This is a genomic window from Pantoea sp. SGAir0175 (assembly GCF_043547855.1).
Window position 1 is genome coordinate 1,828,535 of record NZ_CP028081.1, and the last position, 18,745, is coordinate 1,847,279.

An 18,745-nucleotide genomic window follows, 5' to 3' on the forward strand; every position below is an offset into this window, starting at 1 on the left:
CGCTTGCCCGGCGGACGCGCAGTCGCGCCGGACACTGAGGAGTTCACATGCAACACAACCTTGCCGACGCCAGCATTAAGGTGGCGCGGCCCGCATGGCAGCAGCAGCGGCTGGTGCCGCGCATCGTGCACATCGGCTGCGGTGCGTTTCATCGCGCGCATCAGGCGCTCTATCAGCACCATCTGCTCGAGATGAGCGACAGCGACTGGGGCATTTGCGAGGTCAACCTGATGTCGGCCAGCGGCAGACAGCTGGTGGAACAATTGCGCGCGCAGAATTTGCTCTACAGCGTCACCGAGCAAGGCGCGACGCGTCATGACGTCAAAATCATTGGTTCCGTACACTCCGCGCTGCACCCGGCGCTGGACGGTTGTGACGGCATTCTCAACGCGCTTGCCCGCGCGGAAACCGCCATCGTCTCGCTGACGGTAACCGAAAAAGGCTATTGCACTCATGGCGCAACCGGCGAACTGGACAGTACTCATCCGCTGATCGTGCACGATCTGGCCCATCCGCGGCAGCCGAAATCCGCCATTGGCTTTATCGTTGAGGCGCTGCGCTTGCGGCGTGAAGCCGGGTTAGCGCCTTTTACCGTGCTGTCATGCGACAATCTGCGTGATAACGGCCACGTCGCGCGGGCTGCGGTCATCAGTCTGGCACAACGGCAGGATGCGGCGCTGGCGGCATGGATTGACCAACAGGTTACATTTCCCTGCACCATGGTTGACCGCATCGTGCCGGCCGTGACGGAAGAGACGCAGCGCGAGATTACCGGGCTGCTGGGCATCGCCGATCCCTGTGGTGTCGCCTGCGAACCGTTTCGTCAGTGGGTGATCGAAGATAACTTCGTGGCGGGACGTCCCGACTGGCAGCGCGTTGGTGCGCAATTTGTTCCGGATGTCGCCCCTTACGAGTTGATGAAACTGCGTCTGCTGAATGGTACGCACTCGTTTCTGGCGTATCTCGGCTACCTCGGCAGTTGTGAAACTATCGCTGATACCATGCAGCTGCCCGCTTACCGTCAGGCCGCGCTGTCGCTGATGCTGACTGAACAGCGTGCCACGCTGACGATGCCGGCAGGCAGCGATCTGAACGCGTATGCGCATCAACTGCTTGAGCGCTTCAGTAATCCGTCGCTGCGCCATCGCACGGCGCAAATTGCCAGCGATGGCAGTCAGAAACTTCCACAGCGCATGCTGGATTCGCTGCGCTATCATCTGCACCACGGCAGTGACTGCCGGCATCTGCTGCTCGGCATCGCGGGCTGGATGCGATATATCCTCGGCGAAGACGAAAAGGGCGAGCGCTACCCGGTGGCTGATCCGCTGGTGGCTAAGTTTGAGCGGATTAATCAGCAGTTCCCTTCAGGTCCCGCGCGCGTGCAGGCGCTGCTGGGCATTAACGAGATCTTCGCGGACGACTTACCCGCCAATCCGGCCTTTGTTGCCGCCCTGCAACACACCTATGACCGCCTGTGCCAGCAGGGTGCCAGAGCCGCGGTTGCATCCCTCAATCCGGAGGCCAAATGAAGCGTTTTATGGATGACGATTTTCTGTTGCACAGCGAGGTGGCGCGTCGCCTGTATCACGACGTGGCGGCGCAGATGCCGATCTATGATTACCACTGCCACCTCAATCCGCAGGAGATTGCAGAAGACCGGCAGTTTGCCAACCTCGGGCAAATCTGGCTTGAGGGCGATCACTACAAATGGCGCGCACTGCGCGCGGCGGGCGTAGAGGAATCACTGATCACCGGTAACACCACCAGCGATTACGATAAATATCTCGCCTGGGCGCAGACCGTGCCAAAAACGCTCGGCAATCCGCTCTATCACTGGACGCATCTGGAGCTGCGCCGGCCGTTTGGTATCACAGACACGCTGTTTGGACCAGAAACCGCACCACGCATCTGGCATGAGTGTGCGGAGAAGCTGGCCACGCCTGAATTTTCCGCGCGCGGCATCATGCGCCAGATGAACGTGCGTATGGTGGGCACCACTGACGATCCGATCGACTCCCTGCAGTACCATCGTCAGATAGCTGAAGACAGCAGCTTTGATATTGAGGTGGCACCGAGCTGGCGTCCGGACCGGGTGTTCAAGATTGAACTGGAAGGATTCACCGATTACCTGACCCGGCTGGAAGCCGCCGCAGATGTCAGTATCGACAGCTTTGATGCGCTGCGTGTGGCGTTACTGCGCCGACTGGACCACTTTTCCGCCCATGGCTGCCGTGCCGCCGACCACGGCATTGAAACGCTGCGCTATGCTGCGGTGCCAGCCGACAGCGTGCTGGATGGCATTCTCGCCAGACGCCGCAGCAATGCGGCGCTGAGCGAGCTGGAGATTGCGCAGTTCAGTACCGCTGTGCTGGTGTGGCTGGGCGCGGAGTATGCCCGCCGTGGCTGGGCGATGCAGTTACATATCGGTGCGATCCGCAATAACAGCACGCGCATGTTCCGTCAGCTCGGCCCGGACAGCGGTTTCGACTCCATCGGCGACCATCCTGTTGCCTGGCCGCTGGCGCGCCTGCTGGACGCGATGGACACCAATGACCAGCTGCCAAAAACCATTCTTTACTGCCTCAATCCGCGTGACAACGAAGTGCTGGCTACCATGGCGGGTAACTTTCAGGGCGCAGGGATGGCGGGCAAGATGCAGTTCGGCTCTGGCTGGTGGTTCAACGATCAGCGTGACGGCATGCTGCGGCAACTGGAGCAGCTGGCGCAGATGGGGCTGCTAAGCCAGTTCGTTGGCATGCTGACCGATTCGCGCAGTTTTCTCTCTTATACGCGGCACGAATACTTCCGCCGCATTCTGTGCAACCTGTTTGGCGAGTGGGTGCGTGACGGTATTGTGCCGCACGATGAAGCTGCGCTGGGCGCGATGTTGCAGGATATCTGCTTCCATAACGCCCGACGCTACTTCACCCTTAACCCACGGTGAAAATCACGCCCTGTGTTATAGTGCAGGGTAGAAAATTTGGCGGCCTAATGTCTGAACCAGCAGAAAAGAGCGTTATGAAACCACAAGCTTCAGCACAGCGACCCTATCAGGAAGTGGGCGAGATGCTTCGCAACATGATTACGCAGAAACAGTACGCGATTGGTGAGCGCTTGCCGCCGGAACGTGAACTGGCGATGCTGCTGAACGTCACGCGCACGCTGGTGCGTGAGGCGCTGATTATGCTGGAGCTGGAAGGGTTGATTGAAGTGCGGCGTGGCGCAGGCATTTATGTGATCAACGACACGCCGGCACCGCGTGCCGCTGCGCAAACCGCCTGCAATGCGGCCGGTCCGTTTGAGATGCTACAGGCCCGCCAGCTGCTGGAAAGTAATATCGCCGAATTCGCTGCGTTACAGGCGACGCGCGAGGACATCATCAAAATGCGCCAGGCGCTGGCGCTGGAAGAGCGCGAACTGGCGTCAGGCGCAGTGAACGACAGCGAAAACGGGGATCGTAATTTCCATCTGGCGATTGCCGAAGCCACGCATAACAGCATGCTGGTGGAGCTGTTCAAACAATCCTGGCAGTGGCGTGAAGACAATGTGATGTGGAGCCAGCTGCACCGGCATCTGATCAACACCAACTACCGCAAAAAGTGGCTCGACGATCATAAAAAGATCCTCGCCGCCTTAATCAAGAAAGACGCCCGCGCCGCGAAACAGGCGATGTGGCAGCACCTGGAAAACGTCAAGCAGCTGCTGCTGGAGTTCTCCGATGTGGACGACATTGATTTCGACGGCTACCTGTTTGAGTCATGGCCGCTGTATGCCACTAACGGATCGGATAATTAGCCTGGCGTAGCTGCTTCAGTAATCATTCGCGCGGCCGCGTTGCTGCCATTCAGTCAATGAAACCGCAATTCGCACAATAGCCGTAGCGGCGCGATTCATCGCCTTGCGTGGGGTTTATTTACCGGGCTCATGAGATTGTTTGAAGCCTGATGGGACATCAGCTTGCCGAGCCAGAAGGGAACGTGATGTTGGTTCAAAGCTTTGATATACTCTTGAGGCTATGGTGTCTTACGCAACTGCACTGATGTAGAGAGGGCTTAATGACCAACAACAGAAAAAAAGCGCACTCAGGTTATGCTAAACCTTCTCGCTCCGATATCATTCGTTCAGTAGCAACGTCAACGGCTGTTGAAACCGGCCAGTCCTCAGCTAGCGTCGAGGCCTCACTTGAAGCCGCGCGCAAAAAATTCGCGCATCTTCGACTGGCTTAGTGTCTTCTCAGTGCCCGACTGACCCAGTATTTCATTGGCGCGTAGTCCATTGACATACCAGCATGAATAGCCGAAATATACTGGGTTTTATTCTGCTCCCAGCTTTGATAATCCAGCGGTTTGTATCCTCCCTGAACCGCCATGACATCCGCTAACAGCCGCGACAAACGTCCGTTTCCTTCTCTGAAGGGATGTATAAGTATCAGCTCGACATGGGTAACGGCGATAGCAATGATGAGTTCTTCTTCTTCCATGACGTTACAGGGCGTGTAATGCGCAAGATACTTGTTGTATTCGTTCAGCAGTTTTGGCAATTGTGCTGAAGGCGCAAACATAAAACCACTCTTGCTAATATTGACCGTTCTCTCTTGTCCAGCCCATTCGTAGATGTTACCCAGCCAGCGGCGATGCCAGCTTTTTAGTAGCGCGACGTTAAGTTTCCCTTCGGGAAAGTTTTCTTCAAAAACTGACTGGTAGAGTTGTTCTAACAGAACAAGTTCTGCCTCGTTCATCTCAGTGGAATCGGTGAGCCCCAGCTTATTGGCCATGACCTGCTCGCCTGAGTCTTTTTCAAACTTACCTTCACTGCCAGTAACATGGTATCGGCTCATGAGTGCGCTCTGTAATAATGACAAACGAAGCGTAAGTATATTTAGGTCCATCAGGTTTATCAGCCAATCCTGCCTCGAAACCTTTCGTTCATCAGGATAAGTTAAATTGCTGTATATCCAGGGAGTACCGTTGGTTGCAGCCAGGCTGTACCTCAATAGCATCAGCCCGGTTGCCCGTTTCGATCAAACAGGTAATGTGGTTCGGTAAGGGGAGCTATAAGTAGCGCTGCAGCCGAGATTTTGACCAGCCGCCGTAAAGAGTGCGATGTGACTGGCGCTGGCAATTTATCCCCGCCCGTAAAAAGCATGTAATAAAAAATCCACGCAATTGCGTGGATTTTATAGTTATTGCGCTCTCTATGAGGCTCGGTGAAACCTCATGAGACGGCACATTTTATTTAAACGTTAAACAGGAAGTTCATCACATCGCCATCTTTCACGATGTACTCTTTACCTTCTGAACGCATTTTGCCGGCTTCTTTCGCGCCCTGTTCACCTTTGTATGTGATGAAATCTTCGAAGGCGATAGTCTGAGCACGGATAAAGCCTTTCTCGAAGTCGGTGTGGATTTTACCGGCTGCCTGCGGTGCGGTGGCGCCAACCGGGATGGTCCAGGCACGCACTTCTTTCACGCCTGCGGTGAAGTAAGTCTGCAGGTTGAGCAGGGCGTAACCAGCGCGGATCACGCGGTTGAGGCCCGGCTCTTCCAGGCCCAGTTCGGCCATGAATTCGTCGCGCTCTTCATCTTCCAGCTCGGCGATATCCGATTCCACTGCCGCACAGACCGGCACCACCACTGAGCCTTCGGCTTCAGCAATCGCGCGCACCTGGTCGAGATACGGGTTGTTCTCGAAACCGTCTTCATTGACGTTGGCGATGTACATGGTCGGCTTCAGCGTCAGGAAGCTGAGATAACGGATCGCCGCTTTCTCATCGGCGTCCAGCGCCAGCGAGCGCAGCATACCGGCGTTTTCCAGATGCGGCAGGCACTTCTCCAGCGCGGCCAGTTCGGCTTTAGCATCTTTGTCGCCGCCTTTGGCTTTCTTCTGGCAGCGCTGTATGGCACGTTCGCAGGTGTCGAGATCCGACAGCGCCAGCTCGGTGTTGATGACATCAATATCTTCTGCCGGGTTTACTTTACCGGAGACGTGGATGATGTTGTCGTTTTCAAAGCAGCGCACTACGTGGCCGATGGCTTCAGTTTCGCGGATGTTGGTCAGGAACTGGTTGCCCAGGCCTTCACCTTTCGACGCACCTTTTACCAGACCGGCGATGTCCACGAACTCCATGGTGGTTGGCACCACGCGCTGTGGCTTAACAATTTCGCTCAGCTGATCGAGGCGCAGGTCAGGCATCGGCACAACGCCGGTGTTGGGTTCGATGGTGCAGAACGGAAAGTTGGCTGCTTCGATACCCGCTTTGGTCAGCGCGTTGAACAGGGTGGATTTACCGACGTTCGGCAGGCCCACAATACCGCATTTAAATCCCATGATCTTACCTTTCTCACTGAGTGTGCAGCGCTGGCAGACAGCGCCGACTGATTCAAAAATTTTCGCGCATTATACACAGAATTCCCTGCGGCGGCGCGGGAATTGGCTTAGCTGGCTTTGAAGGCGTGCAGGCGGTTCATCGCCTTGATCTTGTCCTCTTTCAGCCACAGCTCGGTGCAGCGCACCGCTTCGTCGATCGCCTCGTCAATCAGTTTCTGCTCGCTGGCCGGTGCCTTGCCGAGCACAAATCCGGTGACCTTGTTACGATCGCCCGGATGGCCGATACCGACGCGCAGGCGATGAAAATTGTTGTTATTACCGAGCTTGCTGATGATGTCTTTCAGGCCGTTATGACCGCCATGGCCGCCGCCCTGTTTGAATTTAGCCACGCCTGGCGGCAGGTCCATTTCATCGTGTGCCACCAGAATCTCTTCCGGCGTAATGCGATAGAACGTTGCCATCGCCGCCACCGCTTTGCCGCTCAGGTTCATAAAGGTGGTGGGCACCAGCAGGCGCACATCCTCGCCGGCCAGCGACAGGCGCGCGGTGTAGCCGAAAAATTTCGGCTCCTCTTTGAGGGACTGATTATGGCGCGAGCAAAGTAAATCCACATACCAGGCGCCAGCGTTATGGCGCGTTGCCGCGTATTCAGCGCCGGGATTGGCCAGCCCCACAATCAGTTTAATGCTGCTCACGATGTTTATCCTGTCTCGCTGCGAAAGGGCGATAGTTTACTGCCTGCCGGCAGGGATGACAAAGGGCGCAATGACAGATTAATGACCTAAGGTGACTAATCAATTTCTATCGAAATCAAGGCGCTGGCGGTAAAGTTTTGTCAGACATTGTGAAGGATGTGTGATCCTGTACGCATCTTAACCGCCAGCCATTGCCTAAACTTATGGCCAGTTAACCAAACGTGCTGTTTTCTGCGTTGCTGAAAAGGATGGAGGTAAATCATGAAACGTCAACACTGCCGCACTGTCGGTAATGGTTTGATGTGTCTCGGCTTGTTAACCATGGTGCTAGGGGTGGGTTATTCCATCATTAACCAGCTACCGTCGGTCAACCTGCCACAGTTCCTCGCGCATGGAGCGATGTTCAGTATTTTTGTGGGTGCGCTACTGTGGCTGGTCGGCGCACGCGTCAGCGGACGGGAGAGGGTGGAAGACCGCTATTACTGGCTGCGTCACTACGGTGACAAACGCTGCCGTCGCGATCACCACTCAACGCACTAACCGGCTTCCGCCATTGCCGCCTGCGGCGTCTGATAACCTTCGACGCGGTTACGTCCGGCGGCTTTAGCGCGATACAAGGCTTCATCAGCCAGCGCCAGCAGGTCGGGAAACGCCTGATGCCGCTGGCTGGCAGTGGCAAAGCCAATGCTCACCGTATAACCGATGTCGTTGGGTAGCGACAGCTGTGTCGCCAGCCGGATACGCTCACATATGCGCTGCGCCTGCTCACTGTCGCCAGGAAGCAACGCGGCAAACTCCTCACCGCCCAGCCGGGCAAACTGACCCTCAACCGGCATTAACGCTTTTACCACCTGACAAAAATCCACCAGCACCCGATCCCCCTGCTGATGGCCATAGCGATCGTTGATGCTTTTGAAATGATCTAGGTCGAATAGCACAGCACTGTAAATATAAGGCTGCGGCAAACGTGCGTGGCGCAGCAGCAGTTTTTCTGCGGCTTCAAACAGTGCGCGCCGGTTCCAGACGCCGGTAAGCGGATCGTGCAGCGACGCCAGCTTATGGGCGATCTGCGTACGCTCATTGACCATCGCCAGGATAGTGAATGTCAGGCCGATGACGAAGAGGATCGACTCCAGAATCACATACACCGAAAAGCCGGACCCGCCAATGGCGCCCGGTACGGGGGTGGCTACCGCATCGTCAAGGAAAATGCGCGCCAGATGGAACAGTAAGTGGATCCACAGCAGTATCTGCGCGGGCCAGAAAGTGACGGTCAGCGTGGCGCGTGCCTGCCACAGCAGACGAATCAGCGCGGCGGTAAAGATGATGCACAGCAGGCACATGACCAGCACGCGTTTCGGCTGGCCGTGATAGAACTGCGGAAAGGCACAAAGCAGGGCCCACAGTAGCGCACCAGTGATCCAGCAAAAACCAAGCGGAAAGCGGCAAAAAGTACGAAAGGCGTTGAGCAGGGTGCCGTAAGCCAGCAGCATGATGACATTCCCGACCGCCACCGGCAAAAAGTGCAAACCGGCGCTGCGCAGGCTGCTGAGCAGCACGGCGGCAAGCGTCAGTATTAGCGTCAGCGTGGTAAAACCCAGCACCCGGTCGTACTGCGCCCCGACCCAGGCAAAAATCAAAATAATGCTCAGAAACCCCAGCACGTAGAGCTCGCAAATAAACAACGTATAAATGTCGAGTGGCATGGTGGTCGGAGTTCTTAGCAAAAGTGTGGTGAAAAATATCACTAATCACTGGACCGCTAAAGCCCGGATGCGCTTGTCTGATAAAAAGAGTGGAAGGCGGGGAGATTGGCGGATTTTGAGGCCATTTATCGCGCAAATAGTGGCAGCGGAAGCGGCTTTATCGGGATATTACTCCGCGCTCAGGCAATAAAAAACCGGGCAGGGTGCCCGGTTTTTCGCGAACAATTAATGTTCGAACATCGCCGAAATCGATTCTTCGTTGCTGATACGACGAATGGCTTCGGCCAGCATGCCAGACAGCGTCAGTGTACGCACATTTGGCAGCGACTTCATCTCTTCCGACAGCGGAATAGTGTCGCAAACAATCACCTGATCAATCACTGATTTGCGCAGATTTTCCACCGCGTTGCCAGAGAAGATTGGGTGGGTGGCGTAAGCGAACACGCGTTTCGCGCCGCGCTCTTTCAGTGCTTCAGCCGCTTTGCACAGCGTACCGCCGGTGTCGATCATATCGTCGACCAGTACGCAGTCACGACCAGCAACGTCACCGATGATGTGCATCACCTGCGACACGTTCGCACGCGGGCGACGTTTGTCGATGATGGCCATGTCGGTGTCGTTGAGCAGTTTGGCGATAGCGCGAGCGCGCACCACGCCACCGATGTCCGGAGAAACCACAATCGGGTTTTCCAGACCAATCTGCAGCATATCTTCCAGCAGAATCGGGCTACCGAACACGTTATCCACCGGGACATCAAAGAAGCCCTGGATCTGTTCAGCGTGCAGGTCAACCGTCAGTACACGGTCCACGCCGACGCTGGAGAGGAAATCAGCCACAACTTTGGCGGTAATTGGCACGCGGGCAGAACGCACGCGGCGGTCCTGACGGGCATAGCCAAAGTAAGGGATTACAGCAGTAATACGACCAGCAGAAGCCCGACGCAGTGCGTCGACCATCACAACCAGCTCCATCAAGTTATCATTGGTGGGGGCACAGGTGGACTGGATGATGAAAATATCACCACCGCGTACATTTTCATTAATCTGTACACTTACTTCGCCATCGCTGAAACGGCCGACAGCGGCGTCTCCAAGGCTGGTGTAAAGGCGGTTGGCAATACGTTGTGCTAGTTCCGGGGTGGCGTTACCAGCAAATAGCTTCATATCAGGCACGAGAAGAACCTCAGGCTTGGCGTCCAGAGAATGAACCGCTCAAAAATAACCGGCGAATACATTTGAGCCTGTTCATACGGGTGTGTTAATGCGTCACGTGCAGTGTCTGGAACAGGGTGACACTGTCACGTTTACGCTTAGAGCCCGGAAAGGGTACGCTGTAACGGCGAGAGATTAAGCCCACGCGCCACAAATCCGCACATCCATTTCGGGGCAAGCTCCAGCACCTGACGAGCAGCGGACTCGGTGTCAAATTCAGCAAACACACAAGCGCCGGTCCCTGTCAGGCGCGACGGCGCGTATTCTAGCAGCCAGGAAAGCAGCGCATCAACCTCACGAAAACGTTTTCTTGCTACCGCTTCACAATCATTGTGAAAAGGACGCTGCAACAGTTCATCTAATGTGCGTATTGGTGAATCGCGCGTCAGTTCAGGATCGCGAAACAGATCCGGGGTGGCGATGCTGACGCCAGGATGCGCCACCAGATACCATTTTTCCGCAGGATTTGCGGGCTGCAATTGCTCGCCCACCCCCTCCGCAAACGCCGCGTGGCCGCGCACGAATACCGGTACATCGGCACCGAGACGCACGCCAAGCGTAGCCAGCTCATCCACGCTGAGCTGGGTGCGCCACAAATGGTTCAGCGCCACCAGCACCGTCGCTGCATCAGACGAACCACCGCCCAGACCACCGCCCATCGGCAGGCGCTTCTCAAGCGCGATCCGGGCACCGGCCTGCGGCGGCAGCGTGCCTTTGTCCGCCGCTGCGGCGCGCAGCGCCAGCGCCGCGCGCACGATCAGGTTGTCTTCATCGGCCACACCGTCGAGCGGCGTCAGCAGGGTGATACTGCCGCTGTTATCCGGGGTAATCTCCAGGGTGTCGCCAACGTCGAGAAACTGAAACAGCGTCTGCAAATTGTGGTAGCCGTCTGCACGACGGCCGGTAATGTAGAGAAACAGGTTGAGCTTTGCCGGCGCGGGCCAGGTGGTGATCATTGTGTGGTCCAGCTATCCATGCGCAGTTTGATGCGCTGACCGCCTTCGGTCAGTTCGAGGTTGGCCGGCAGCGGCGGGTTCACCTTGCTGTCGTAATCGCTGATATTCACCTTCCACTGCTGGCCGTTGCGGCTGTAGGTCAGGCTTTGCAGCTGATAATTGTTGTTCAGCTGGTAGTCGCTGGCGTCGCCTGGCAGCCCCATCATCCACTGACGCAGGTTCGCCAGCGGAATATCCATGCCGGTGAGCTGGGAAATCATCTTCTCCGCGTCGTTGCTGACGTAGCGTTTGCCTTTGTTATCAACAATCTGCACCACCGAACCCTGCGCGTCGAGCTGCAGTTCCGTGCTGCCGAGCGGGTTAGTCAGCAGCAGACGGTAGCGGTCTGCGGCTGTTTGCTGCCAGTTGAAGCGGGCATAAACCTTCTGCTTATCCGACAGATAGGCAAACGCGCCGCGCGTCTGGTACTGGGTAATTTTCGCTACCGCCTGCTGGTGTTGCTGCCACTGCGGCGCTGTCGTGCTGGGACCGGGACCTTGCTGGGGTTTATTGATGCTACAGGCAGCCAGCAACACGCTGGCAAGGGGCAAAAGGCGCAATAGCTGGCGCGGGGGCAAATGCATCACGTGGTCGTCTCCTCAGACACGTTTTTACGTCGTAACCGGTAACGCTAACCATCCGTCTCTGTGCCGTCAATGGCGATGTCAGGATAATTGCGCACGATCAGTTTAATCTTATTACAGTCATAGGCTTTGTATGGCTTTTCTTGATCTGTTGCATCTTGTAGAATGCGCAGCACAAAACCTGACAATTATTGGGACTTCCCAACCCGAATCACCATGACGCTGCTTGCTCTCGGAATCAACCACAAAACCGCACCTGTTGCGCTGCGTGAACGTGTTTCGTTCACGCCAGACACGCTGGACCAGGCGCTGAACAGCTTGCTGTCTCAGCCGATGGTGCAGAGCGGGGTGGTGCTTTCTACCTGTAACCGGACGGAACTCTACCTCAGCGTAGAGCAGCAGACCGATCTGCAGGAGCAGCTGGTGCGCTGGTTGTGCGAGTATCACGACTTACGTGAAGAGGACGTGCGCAACAGCCTGTACTGGCATCAGGATAATGCGGCGGTCAGCCACCTGATGCGCGTGGCCAGCGGACTCGACTCGCTGGTGCTGGGCGAGCCACAGATTCTCGGTCAGGTCAAAAAAGCCCATGCTGACTCCTCGCGCGACCATGCGCTGAGCAGCGAGCTGGAACGCATGTTCCAGAAAACCTTCTCGGTGGCCAAGCGTGTGCGCACCGAAACCGAAATCGGCGCCAGCGCCGTCTCGGTTGCCTTTGCTGCCTGCTCCTTAGCCCGTCAGATTTTCGAATCACTCAGCAGCGTTAACGTGCTGCTGGTCGGTGCCGGTGAAACCATCGAACTGGTGGCGCGTCACCTGCGCGAACACAGCGTGCGCAAACTGATGATCGCCAACCGCACGCGTGAACGCGCACAGCTGCTGGCGGACGAAGTGGGTGCCGAAGTGATTGGCCTTGCCGATATCGAAACCCGCCTGGCCGATGCCGATATCATTATCTCCTCCACCGCCAGTCCGCTGCCGATTATTGGCAAAGGCATGGTGGAACGGGCGCTGAAGGCGCGCCGCAATCAGCCTATGCTGCTGGTGGATATCGCCGTGCCGCGCGATGTTGAGCCGGAAGTGGGTAAGCTGGCTAACGCCTATCTGTACAGCGTGGATGATCTGCAGGCGATTATCGAGCAGAACATGGCGCAGCGCAAAGCGGCGGCGGTGCAGGCGGAAAGCATTGTGGTGCAGGAGAGCGGTGAATTCATGGCCTGGCTGCGCGCGCAAAGCGCCGGTGAGACCATCCGCGAATACCGCGCGCAGGCCGACGACGTGCGCGCCGAGCTGCAGGATCGCGCGCTGGCGGCGTTGCGTCAGGGTGCTGATGCCGAAAAAGTCTTGCAGGAGCTGGCACACAAGCTCACCAACCGTTTAATTCATGCACCAACCAAATCACTGCAGCAGGCCGCGCGCGACGGCGACAGCGAACGCCTGCAGATCTTACGTGACAGCCTCGGTTTAGAGTAATCTGGTCTGTCACGACCTATCACTGGGATACCCTCTATTAGATGAAGAGCTCGATTGTTGCCAAGCTGGAAGCGCTGCAGGAACGCCATGAAGAAGTTGAAGCGTTACTGGGCGATGCCGGCGTAATTGGCGATCAGGACCGTTTCCGCGCGTTATCACGTGAATATGCCCAGCTGAGCGACGTCACCCGTTGTTTCCGCGAATGGCAGCAGGTGCAGGAAGATGTCGAAACGGCTGAAATGCTGCTCGATGATGCGGAAATGCGCGACATGGCGCAGGAAGAGTTGAAACTATCGCGCGAAAAGCGCGAGGTGCTGGAACAGCAGCTTCAGGTGCTGCTGCTGCCGAAAGATCCCGACGATGAACGTCCGTGCTTTATCGAAGTGCGTGCCGGTACCGGTGGCGACGAAGCGGCGATTTTCGCCGGCGATCTGTTCCGCATGTACAGCCGCTATGCCGAAGCGCGCCGCTGGCAGGTGGAGATCATGAGCGCCAACGACGGCGAGCATGGCGGCTACAAAGAAGTCATTGCGCGTATTACCGGTGATGGCGCCTATGGCCGCATGAAGTTTGAATCCGGCGGCCATCGCGTGCAGCGCGTGCCGGAAACCGAATCGCAGGGGCGCATTCACACCTCCGCCTGTACCGTGGCGGTGATGCCGGAGCTGCCGGAAGCCGAGCTGCCGGACATCAATCCGGGCGATCTGAAAATCGACACTTTCCGCTCTTCCGGCGCGGGCGGTCAGCACGTTAACACCACCGATTCGGCGATCCGTATCACCCACCTGCCAACCGGCATCGTGGTGGAGTGCCAGGATGAGCGCTCGCAGCACAAAAACAAAGCCAAAGCGCTGGCGGTGCTGGGTGCACGCATTCACGCGGCGGAAATGGCGAAGCGCCAGGCGGCGGAAGCCTCAACGCGGCGTAACCTGCTGGGCAGCGGCGACCGTTCCGACCGAATCCGTACCTATAACTTCCCGCAGGGGCGCGTCACCGATCACCGTATCAACCTGACGCTCTACCGCCTCGACGAAACCATGGAAGGCAAGCTGGATACGCTGATCGAGCCGATTGTGCAGGAGTATCAGGCTGACCAGCTGGCCGCACTGGCCGGGCAGGAGTGATGAACGTCCGGCGCTGGCTGCAGCAGGCGCAGGCTGCGTTGTGCGGAGGCGATAGCCCGAAGCGCGACGCGGAGATTCTGCTGGGTTTTGTCACCGGCAAGTCGCGCAGCTGGTTGATAGCGTTTGATGACAGCCCGCTCGATGATGCGCAACTGGCACAGCTGGAGACGTTACTGGCACGCCGCGTGCGCGGTGAGCCGATTGCGCATCTGGTGGGCGAACGCGAGTTCTGGTCGCTGCCGCTGCGCGTCAGTGATGCCACGCTGATTCCGCGTCCGGATACCGAAGTGCTGGTGGAGCAGGCGCTGCTGCGGCTGCCCGCGACGCCCTCCGCGGTGCTCGATCTCGGTACCGGCACCGGCGCCATTGCGCTGGCGCTGGCCAGCGAGCGGCCAGATTGTCAGATTACCGGCTGCGACCGCATCGCCGCTGCGGTTGCGCTGGCGCAGGACAACGCCCAGCGCCTGCACCTCACCAACGCCGGATTTGTGCTCAGCCACTGGTTCGACGATCTGCCCGCCCAACGTTTCGATCTGATTGTCAGCAATCCGCCTTACATTGATGCCGCCGATGAACATCTGCAGCAGGGCGACGTGCGTTTTGAGCCGCTCAGCGCGCTGGTGGCGGAGGAGGCCGGGCTGGCCGATTTACGATTAATCATTGAACGCGCGCCGCACTGGTTGCAGTCGCAGGGTTGGCTGCTGCTGGAACACGGCTGGCAGCAGGGCGAGGCTGTACGCGCGCTGCTAACCCGTAATGGCTTTCAGGCGGTTACTACCGTTGAGGATTACGGCGGCAATCCGCGCGTCACGCTTGGACAACTTACTTAAGGAAGCACTATGGCCAGCTGGTATCCGCTGATTAAAAATTTCCATCTGCTGACGGTCGCGATCACCATCACACTGTTTCTGCTGCGTTTTTACTGGCTGACCACCGGATCTGCCCTGCTGCAGCGCCGCTGGGTGCGCATTGCGCCGCACATCAACGATACATTCCTGCTGCTCAGCGGTGCACTGCTGGTGCTTATTACCCACTTTTATCCGTTTACCCCACAAGGAAGCTGGCTGACGGAGAAGCTGTTAGCGGTTATCATCTACATCGCCTTAGGTTCCGTGGCATTGAGTCGTCGCCCGCGCAGCATGGCGACCCGCTGGGTCGCCTGTTTAGTCGCCGTGGTCGCATTATTACTGGTGATTAAACTGGCGATGACCAAAATGCCGTTATTGGGGATAGTATGACCTCGCCAGTGCAACTTGATTACAGTGAAACACCGTTAAGTGAAGCGGTGATTGGCGCGACCTGCGCCATACGCAATGATTTTTCCGCGCCTTCCGTCCAGCAGCAGCTGGCTGACCTGGTTGAAGAGGCGCGGCGCTATGTCAGTAGCGAACAGGATGCGGATCTGCAGCTGGAGAAGCTGCTCGATCTGTTTTACCAGCAGTGGGGCTTTGGCGGTGCCAGCGGCGTCTACAATCTGTCAGACGCGCTGTGGATCGATAAAGTGCTGAAGAGCCGGCAGGGAACGGCGGTATCACTCGGCGTGATTCTGCTGCACATTGCGGATGAGCTAGAGCTGCCGCTGATGCCGGTGATTTTCCCGACGCAGCTTATTCTGCGTGCCGACTGGCTCGACGGTGAAATGTGGCTGATCAATCCGTTTAACGGTGAAACGCTCGACACCCATACGCTGGAAGTGTGGCTGAAGGGCAACATCAGCCCGACGGCAAAGCTCTACTCTGACGACCTCGACGAAGCAAAAACCGTCAGCGTGATGCGCAAAATGCTCGACACGCTGAAAGCGGCGCTGATGGATGAGAAGCAGATGGAGCTGGCGCTCAACGTCAGCCAGGTGCTGCTGCAAATCGACCCGGACGATCCCTATGAGATTCGCGACCGCGGTTTGATTTACGCCCAGCTGGAGTGCGAGCATATCGCACTGACCGATTTGACCTATTTCGTTGAACAGTGTCCTGAAGACCCGGTCAGCGAGATGATTAAAGTGCAGATCCACGCAATTGAACAGAAACAGGTGACGCTGCACTAAGCGTCCCCCGACATTTAAGGAAAGGGCATGACACAGAAAGTAGTGAGTATCGGCGATATCAAGGTCGCAAACGATCTGCCATTTGTTCTCTTCGGCGGCATGAACGTGCTGGAATCCCAGGATCTCGCCATGCGCATCTGCGAACATTACGTGAAGGTAACCGACAAGCTCGGCATTCCGTATGTGTTCAAAGCCTCTTTTGACAAAGCCAACCGCTCTTCTATCAAGTCTTACCGTGGCCCTGGCCTCGACGAAGGCATGAAAATTTTCCAGGCGCTGAAGCAGGCGTTCGGCGTGAAAATTATCACTGACGTGCACGAAAGCTGGCAGGCGCAGCCGGTCGCCGACGTGGTGGATGTGATTCAGCTGCCGGCCTTCCTGGCGCGTCAGACCGACCTGGTGGAAGCGATGGCGAAAACCGGTGCCGTGATCAACGTGAAGAAGCCGCAGTTCGTCAGCCCGGGCCAGATGGGCAATATCGTCGATAAGTTTGCCGAAGGCGGCAACGACAAGGTGATTCTGTGCGATCGCGGCAGCAACTTCGGGTATGACAACCTGGTGGTTGATATGCTCGGTTTCAACGTGATGAAGAAAGTCACTAACAACAGCCCGGTGATTTTTGACGTCACCCATGCGCTGCAGACGCGCGATCCGTTTGGCGCGGCCTCTGGCGGTCGTCGTGCGCAGGTTGCCGAACTGGCGCGTGCGGGCATGGCGGTAGGCATCGCCGGTCTGTTCATCGAAGCGCACCCGGAGCCGAATAGCGCCAAATGCGACGGCCCGTCCGCGCTGCCGCTCGATAAGCTGGAACCGTTCCTGGCGCAGATGAAAGCGATTGACGATCTGGTTAAAAGTTTTCCGGAGCTGGATACCAGTAACTGATTGTTATTAATCAGTAAGATGACGTTGAAACCATCCCCCGTCATTGAGCCGTTAGGATATCTCTATCCAGGTGCGCATAAATGCGCACCCTACATTGTACGGTCGCCGCTCATGGCGACCGGTTCATCTGATGCACATGAATGCACGCCCAGCGTTGTTGGGTCGCCATTTATGGCGACCGTTTCACCTGATGCACATTAATGCGCACCCTGCGCTGTAGGGTCGCCATTTATGGCGACCACTTCATTCCACGTTACAGCATAATCGTCAGCAGATAGCCGGCAAACAGGGCCAGATGCGCTGCGCCGTTGAGCACGTTGGTGCGGCCAGTGGAGAACGAGATGTGGCACAAAATCAGCACCGCGCTCATCACCACCATATGCGGCGGCTCAAGGCCGAAAATCAATTGCTGACCGGTCAGGGTGGCGATAATGGTCACCGTCGGCACCGTCAATGAAATGGTGGCCAGCACCGAACCGAAAAACAGGTTCATCGCGCGCTGCACCTGATTCATCAGCACCGCCTTGATTGCGCCCAGACCTTCCGGCGACAGAATCAGCAGCGCGACGAGGAAACCTGTAAACTGCTCCGGCGCGTTCATTTCAGTGAGCAGCATTTCCAGCGAGTTGGCGTTCATCTTGGTCACGCTGATCACCGCAATCAGATGCACAATCAGCCACGCGGTGTGCCACAGCGAGCTGTGCGCGGAAGGCTTACCGTGATGCGGGTCGCCATCATCGCTCTCGTCTTCATGCTCGTAAACAAACAGGCTCTGGTGGGTTTTGGTCTGAATCAGCAGGAACACGCCGTACATCGCCGCAGAGATCGCCGCAATAATCAGCGCCTGCGCGGTGGTGAAATTGCCGCCGGGCAGGGCATTGGGAAACACCAGCACCAGAATCGCCAGCGGGAAAATGGCGATCATGTACTGCTTCACGCCAGCCAGGTTAACGTACTGGGTGGCAAATTTACGTCCGCCAAGCAGCAGGGCACAGCCCACCAGTCCGGCGGTAACGATCATGATGATGGAGTAGAGCGTATCGCGCATCAGCGCGGGCGCTGCATCGCCAGTCGCCATCAGCGCCGAAATCAGGCTCACTTCCAGAATTACCACGGACAGGCTGAGGATCAGCGAGCCGTAGGGTTCACCTAACCGGTGCGCCAGAACGTCGGCGTGACGTACTACGCTGAAGGCGCTGCTTAAAATCGCCACCAGCGCCAGCAGATTGATGCCGATTACCGGCAGAAGCGCTGTCTGGCCGCCAAAAAAGCTCAGCACCGCCAGCGCCAGAATCGGGAAAATCAGCGAATACTCGCTGTGTCGGGTCTTCTCATGTCCAGCCATGCGCCATCCTCTTCGGCAAAAAGAACAAAAACAGGCAATTGCTGCCTGATAAATATAGTGACTCATCTGACGAAGCGCAGTGTAACTTTTCACCACTGCTCACGCAGATTTTTTACGCGTTTTTACTTTTTGTCATTTTTCTCTGAACGAAGAGAAATTCGCGTTAATCAGCAAATTAGCCCTTTTCATCAGCAGGTTAATAGTGCGTGTTTCTCATCTATCCTGCGTGAAAGGAGGAAGAACAGAACTGAATCATCTGGCCTTATCCTCACTACCCGCCTTTTTTGCTGGCAGAAGTATGAAATAGCAGGTTTGCGTTTTTGCCGTTCTCTTCCAGACTTATACAGGGAACCTGAAA

Annotated in this window: 18 protein-coding genes; 10 read left to right on the top strand and 8 right to left on the bottom strand. The window is 56.9% G+C overall.

The window, feature by feature from the left end; genetic code table 11:
* The first annotated feature begins 47 nt into the window (after positions 1–47).
* From C1N56_RS08370 to uxuR, 3 genes are all read left to right on the top strand, one after another.
* Entirely contained in the window at positions 48–1,529 is a 1,482-nt protein-coding gene (locus C1N56_RS08370; RefSeq protein WP_394517382.1) for a fructuronate reductase, read from the top strand.
* On the top strand, positions 1,526–2,944 hold the full coding sequence (gene uxaC, locus C1N56_RS08375) for a glucuronate isomerase (RefSeq protein ID WP_058780684.1): 1,419 nt from the start codon (positions 1,526–1,528) through the stop codon (positions 2,942–2,944). Before C1N56_RS08370 ends, uxaC begins: the two co-directional genes overlap by 4 nt.
* A 74-nt stretch (positions 2,945–3,018) precedes the next feature.
* Complete coding sequence (gene uxuR, locus C1N56_RS08380) at positions 3,019–3,795, top strand: Uxu operon transcriptional regulator (protein WP_031280188.1); 777 nt, start codon at positions 3,019–3,021, stop codon at positions 3,793–3,795.
* A gap of 427 nt (positions 3,796–4,222) precedes the next feature.
* Here uxuR and C1N56_RS08385 read toward each other — a convergent pair whose 3' ends face one another.
* From C1N56_RS08385 to pth, 3 genes are all read right to left on the bottom strand, one after another.
* Entirely contained in the window at positions 4,223–4,837 is a 615-nt protein-coding gene (locus C1N56_RS08385; protein WP_394517383.1) for a Fic/DOC family protein, read from the bottom strand.
* Positions 4,838–5,235: 398 nt separating this feature from the next.
* Positions 5,236–6,327, bottom strand: coding sequence for a redox-regulated ATPase YchF (gene ychF / locus C1N56_RS08390; RefSeq protein WP_021509931.1), 1,092 nt, complete (start codon positions 6,325–6,327; stop codon positions 5,236–5,238).
* 107 nt (positions 6,328–6,434) lie between these two features.
* Entirely contained in the window at positions 6,435–7,022 is a 588-nt protein-coding gene (gene pth, locus C1N56_RS08395) for an aminoacyl-tRNA hydrolase (protein WP_394517384.1), read from the bottom strand.
* 261 nt (positions 7,023–7,283) lie between these two features.
* Between pth and ychH the strand changes: the two genes are divergently transcribed.
* Positions 7,284–7,562, top strand: a complete 279-nt coding sequence (ychH, locus tag C1N56_RS08400; protein WP_021509933.1) for a stress-induced protein YchH — start codon at positions 7,284–7,286, stop codon at positions 7,560–7,562.
* Here the strand turns inward: ychH and C1N56_RS08405 are convergent.
* The 4 genes from C1N56_RS08405 to lolB form a co-directional block, all read right to left on the bottom strand.
* The gene (locus tag C1N56_RS08405) at positions 7,559–8,728 is read right to left on the bottom strand and encodes a GGDEF domain-containing protein (RefSeq protein ID WP_394517385.1); all 1,170 of its coding nucleotides are present in this window, start codon (positions 8,726–8,728) and stop codon (positions 7,559–7,561) included. The two genes, ychH and C1N56_RS08405, sit on opposite strands and share 4 nt — an antisense overlap.
* Positions 8,729–8,953: 225 nt before the next feature.
* Positions 8,954–9,901, bottom strand: coding sequence for a ribose-phosphate diphosphokinase (prs, locus tag C1N56_RS08410; RefSeq protein ID WP_006118899.1), 948 nt, complete (start codon positions 9,899–9,901; stop codon positions 8,954–8,956).
* 137 nt (positions 9,902–10,038) lie between these two features.
* Positions 10,039–10,896: a 4-(cytidine 5'-diphospho)-2-C-methyl-D-erythritol kinase gene (gene ispE / locus C1N56_RS08415; RefSeq protein ID WP_058774563.1), complete on the bottom strand. Its 858-nt coding sequence runs from the start codon at positions 10,894–10,896 to the stop codon at positions 10,039–10,041.
* Positions 10,893–11,519 (bottom strand): lipoprotein insertase outer membrane protein LolB, encoded by a 627-nt coding sequence (lolB, locus tag C1N56_RS08420; protein ID WP_058774564.1) that lies wholly within the window; start codon positions 11,517–11,519, stop codon positions 10,893–10,895. Before lolB ends, ispE begins: the two co-directional genes overlap by 4 nt.
* A 216-nt stretch (positions 11,520–11,735) precedes the next feature.
* Between lolB and hemA the strand changes: the two genes are divergently transcribed.
* From hemA to kdsA, 6 genes are read left to right on the top strand one after another with little or no spacing between them, the layout of a single operon-like run.
* Positions 11,736–12,992: a glutamyl-tRNA reductase gene (gene hemA, locus C1N56_RS08425; protein WP_021509939.1), complete on the top strand. Its 1,257-nt coding sequence runs from the start codon at positions 11,736–11,738 to the stop codon at positions 12,990–12,992.
* A gap of 41 nt (positions 12,993–13,033) precedes the next feature.
* Positions 13,034–14,116, top strand: a complete 1,083-nt coding sequence (gene prfA / locus C1N56_RS08430; protein WP_021509940.1) for a peptide chain release factor 1 — start codon at positions 13,034–13,036, stop codon at positions 14,114–14,116.
* Positions 14,116–14,946: a peptide chain release factor N(5)-glutamine methyltransferase gene (gene prmC / locus C1N56_RS08435; RefSeq protein WP_394517386.1), complete on the top strand. Its 831-nt coding sequence runs from the start codon at positions 14,116–14,118 to the stop codon at positions 14,944–14,946. The genes prfA and prmC overlap by 1 nt, the downstream gene beginning before the upstream one ends.
* A gap of 9 nt (positions 14,947–14,955) precedes the next feature.
* On the top strand, positions 14,956–15,354 hold the full coding sequence (locus tag C1N56_RS08440) for a SirB2 family protein (RefSeq protein WP_058757490.1): 399 nt from the start codon (positions 14,956–14,958) through the stop codon (positions 15,352–15,354).
* Positions 15,351–16,160 carry an invasion regulator SirB1 gene (sirB1, locus tag C1N56_RS08445; RefSeq protein ID WP_021509943.1) on the top strand — a complete coding sequence of 270 codons (810 nt, stop codon included), beginning with the start codon at positions 15,351–15,353 and terminating at the stop codon, positions 16,158–16,160. Before C1N56_RS08440 ends, sirB1 begins: the two co-directional genes overlap by 4 nt.
* A gap of 27 nt (positions 16,161–16,187) precedes the next feature.
* Positions 16,188–17,042, top strand: a complete 855-nt coding sequence (gene kdsA / locus C1N56_RS08450; RefSeq protein ID WP_021509944.1) for a 3-deoxy-8-phosphooctulonate synthase — start codon at positions 16,188–16,190, stop codon at positions 17,040–17,042.
* A 253-nt stretch (positions 17,043–17,295) separates the two neighbouring features.
* Here the strand turns inward: kdsA and chaA are convergent, their stop codons facing one another.
* Positions 17,296–18,387, bottom strand: a complete 1,092-nt coding sequence (chaA, locus tag C1N56_RS08455) for a sodium-potassium/proton antiporter ChaA (protein WP_021508693.1) — start codon at positions 18,385–18,387, stop codon at positions 17,296–17,298.
* Positions 18,388–18,745: the final 358 nt, after the last annotated feature.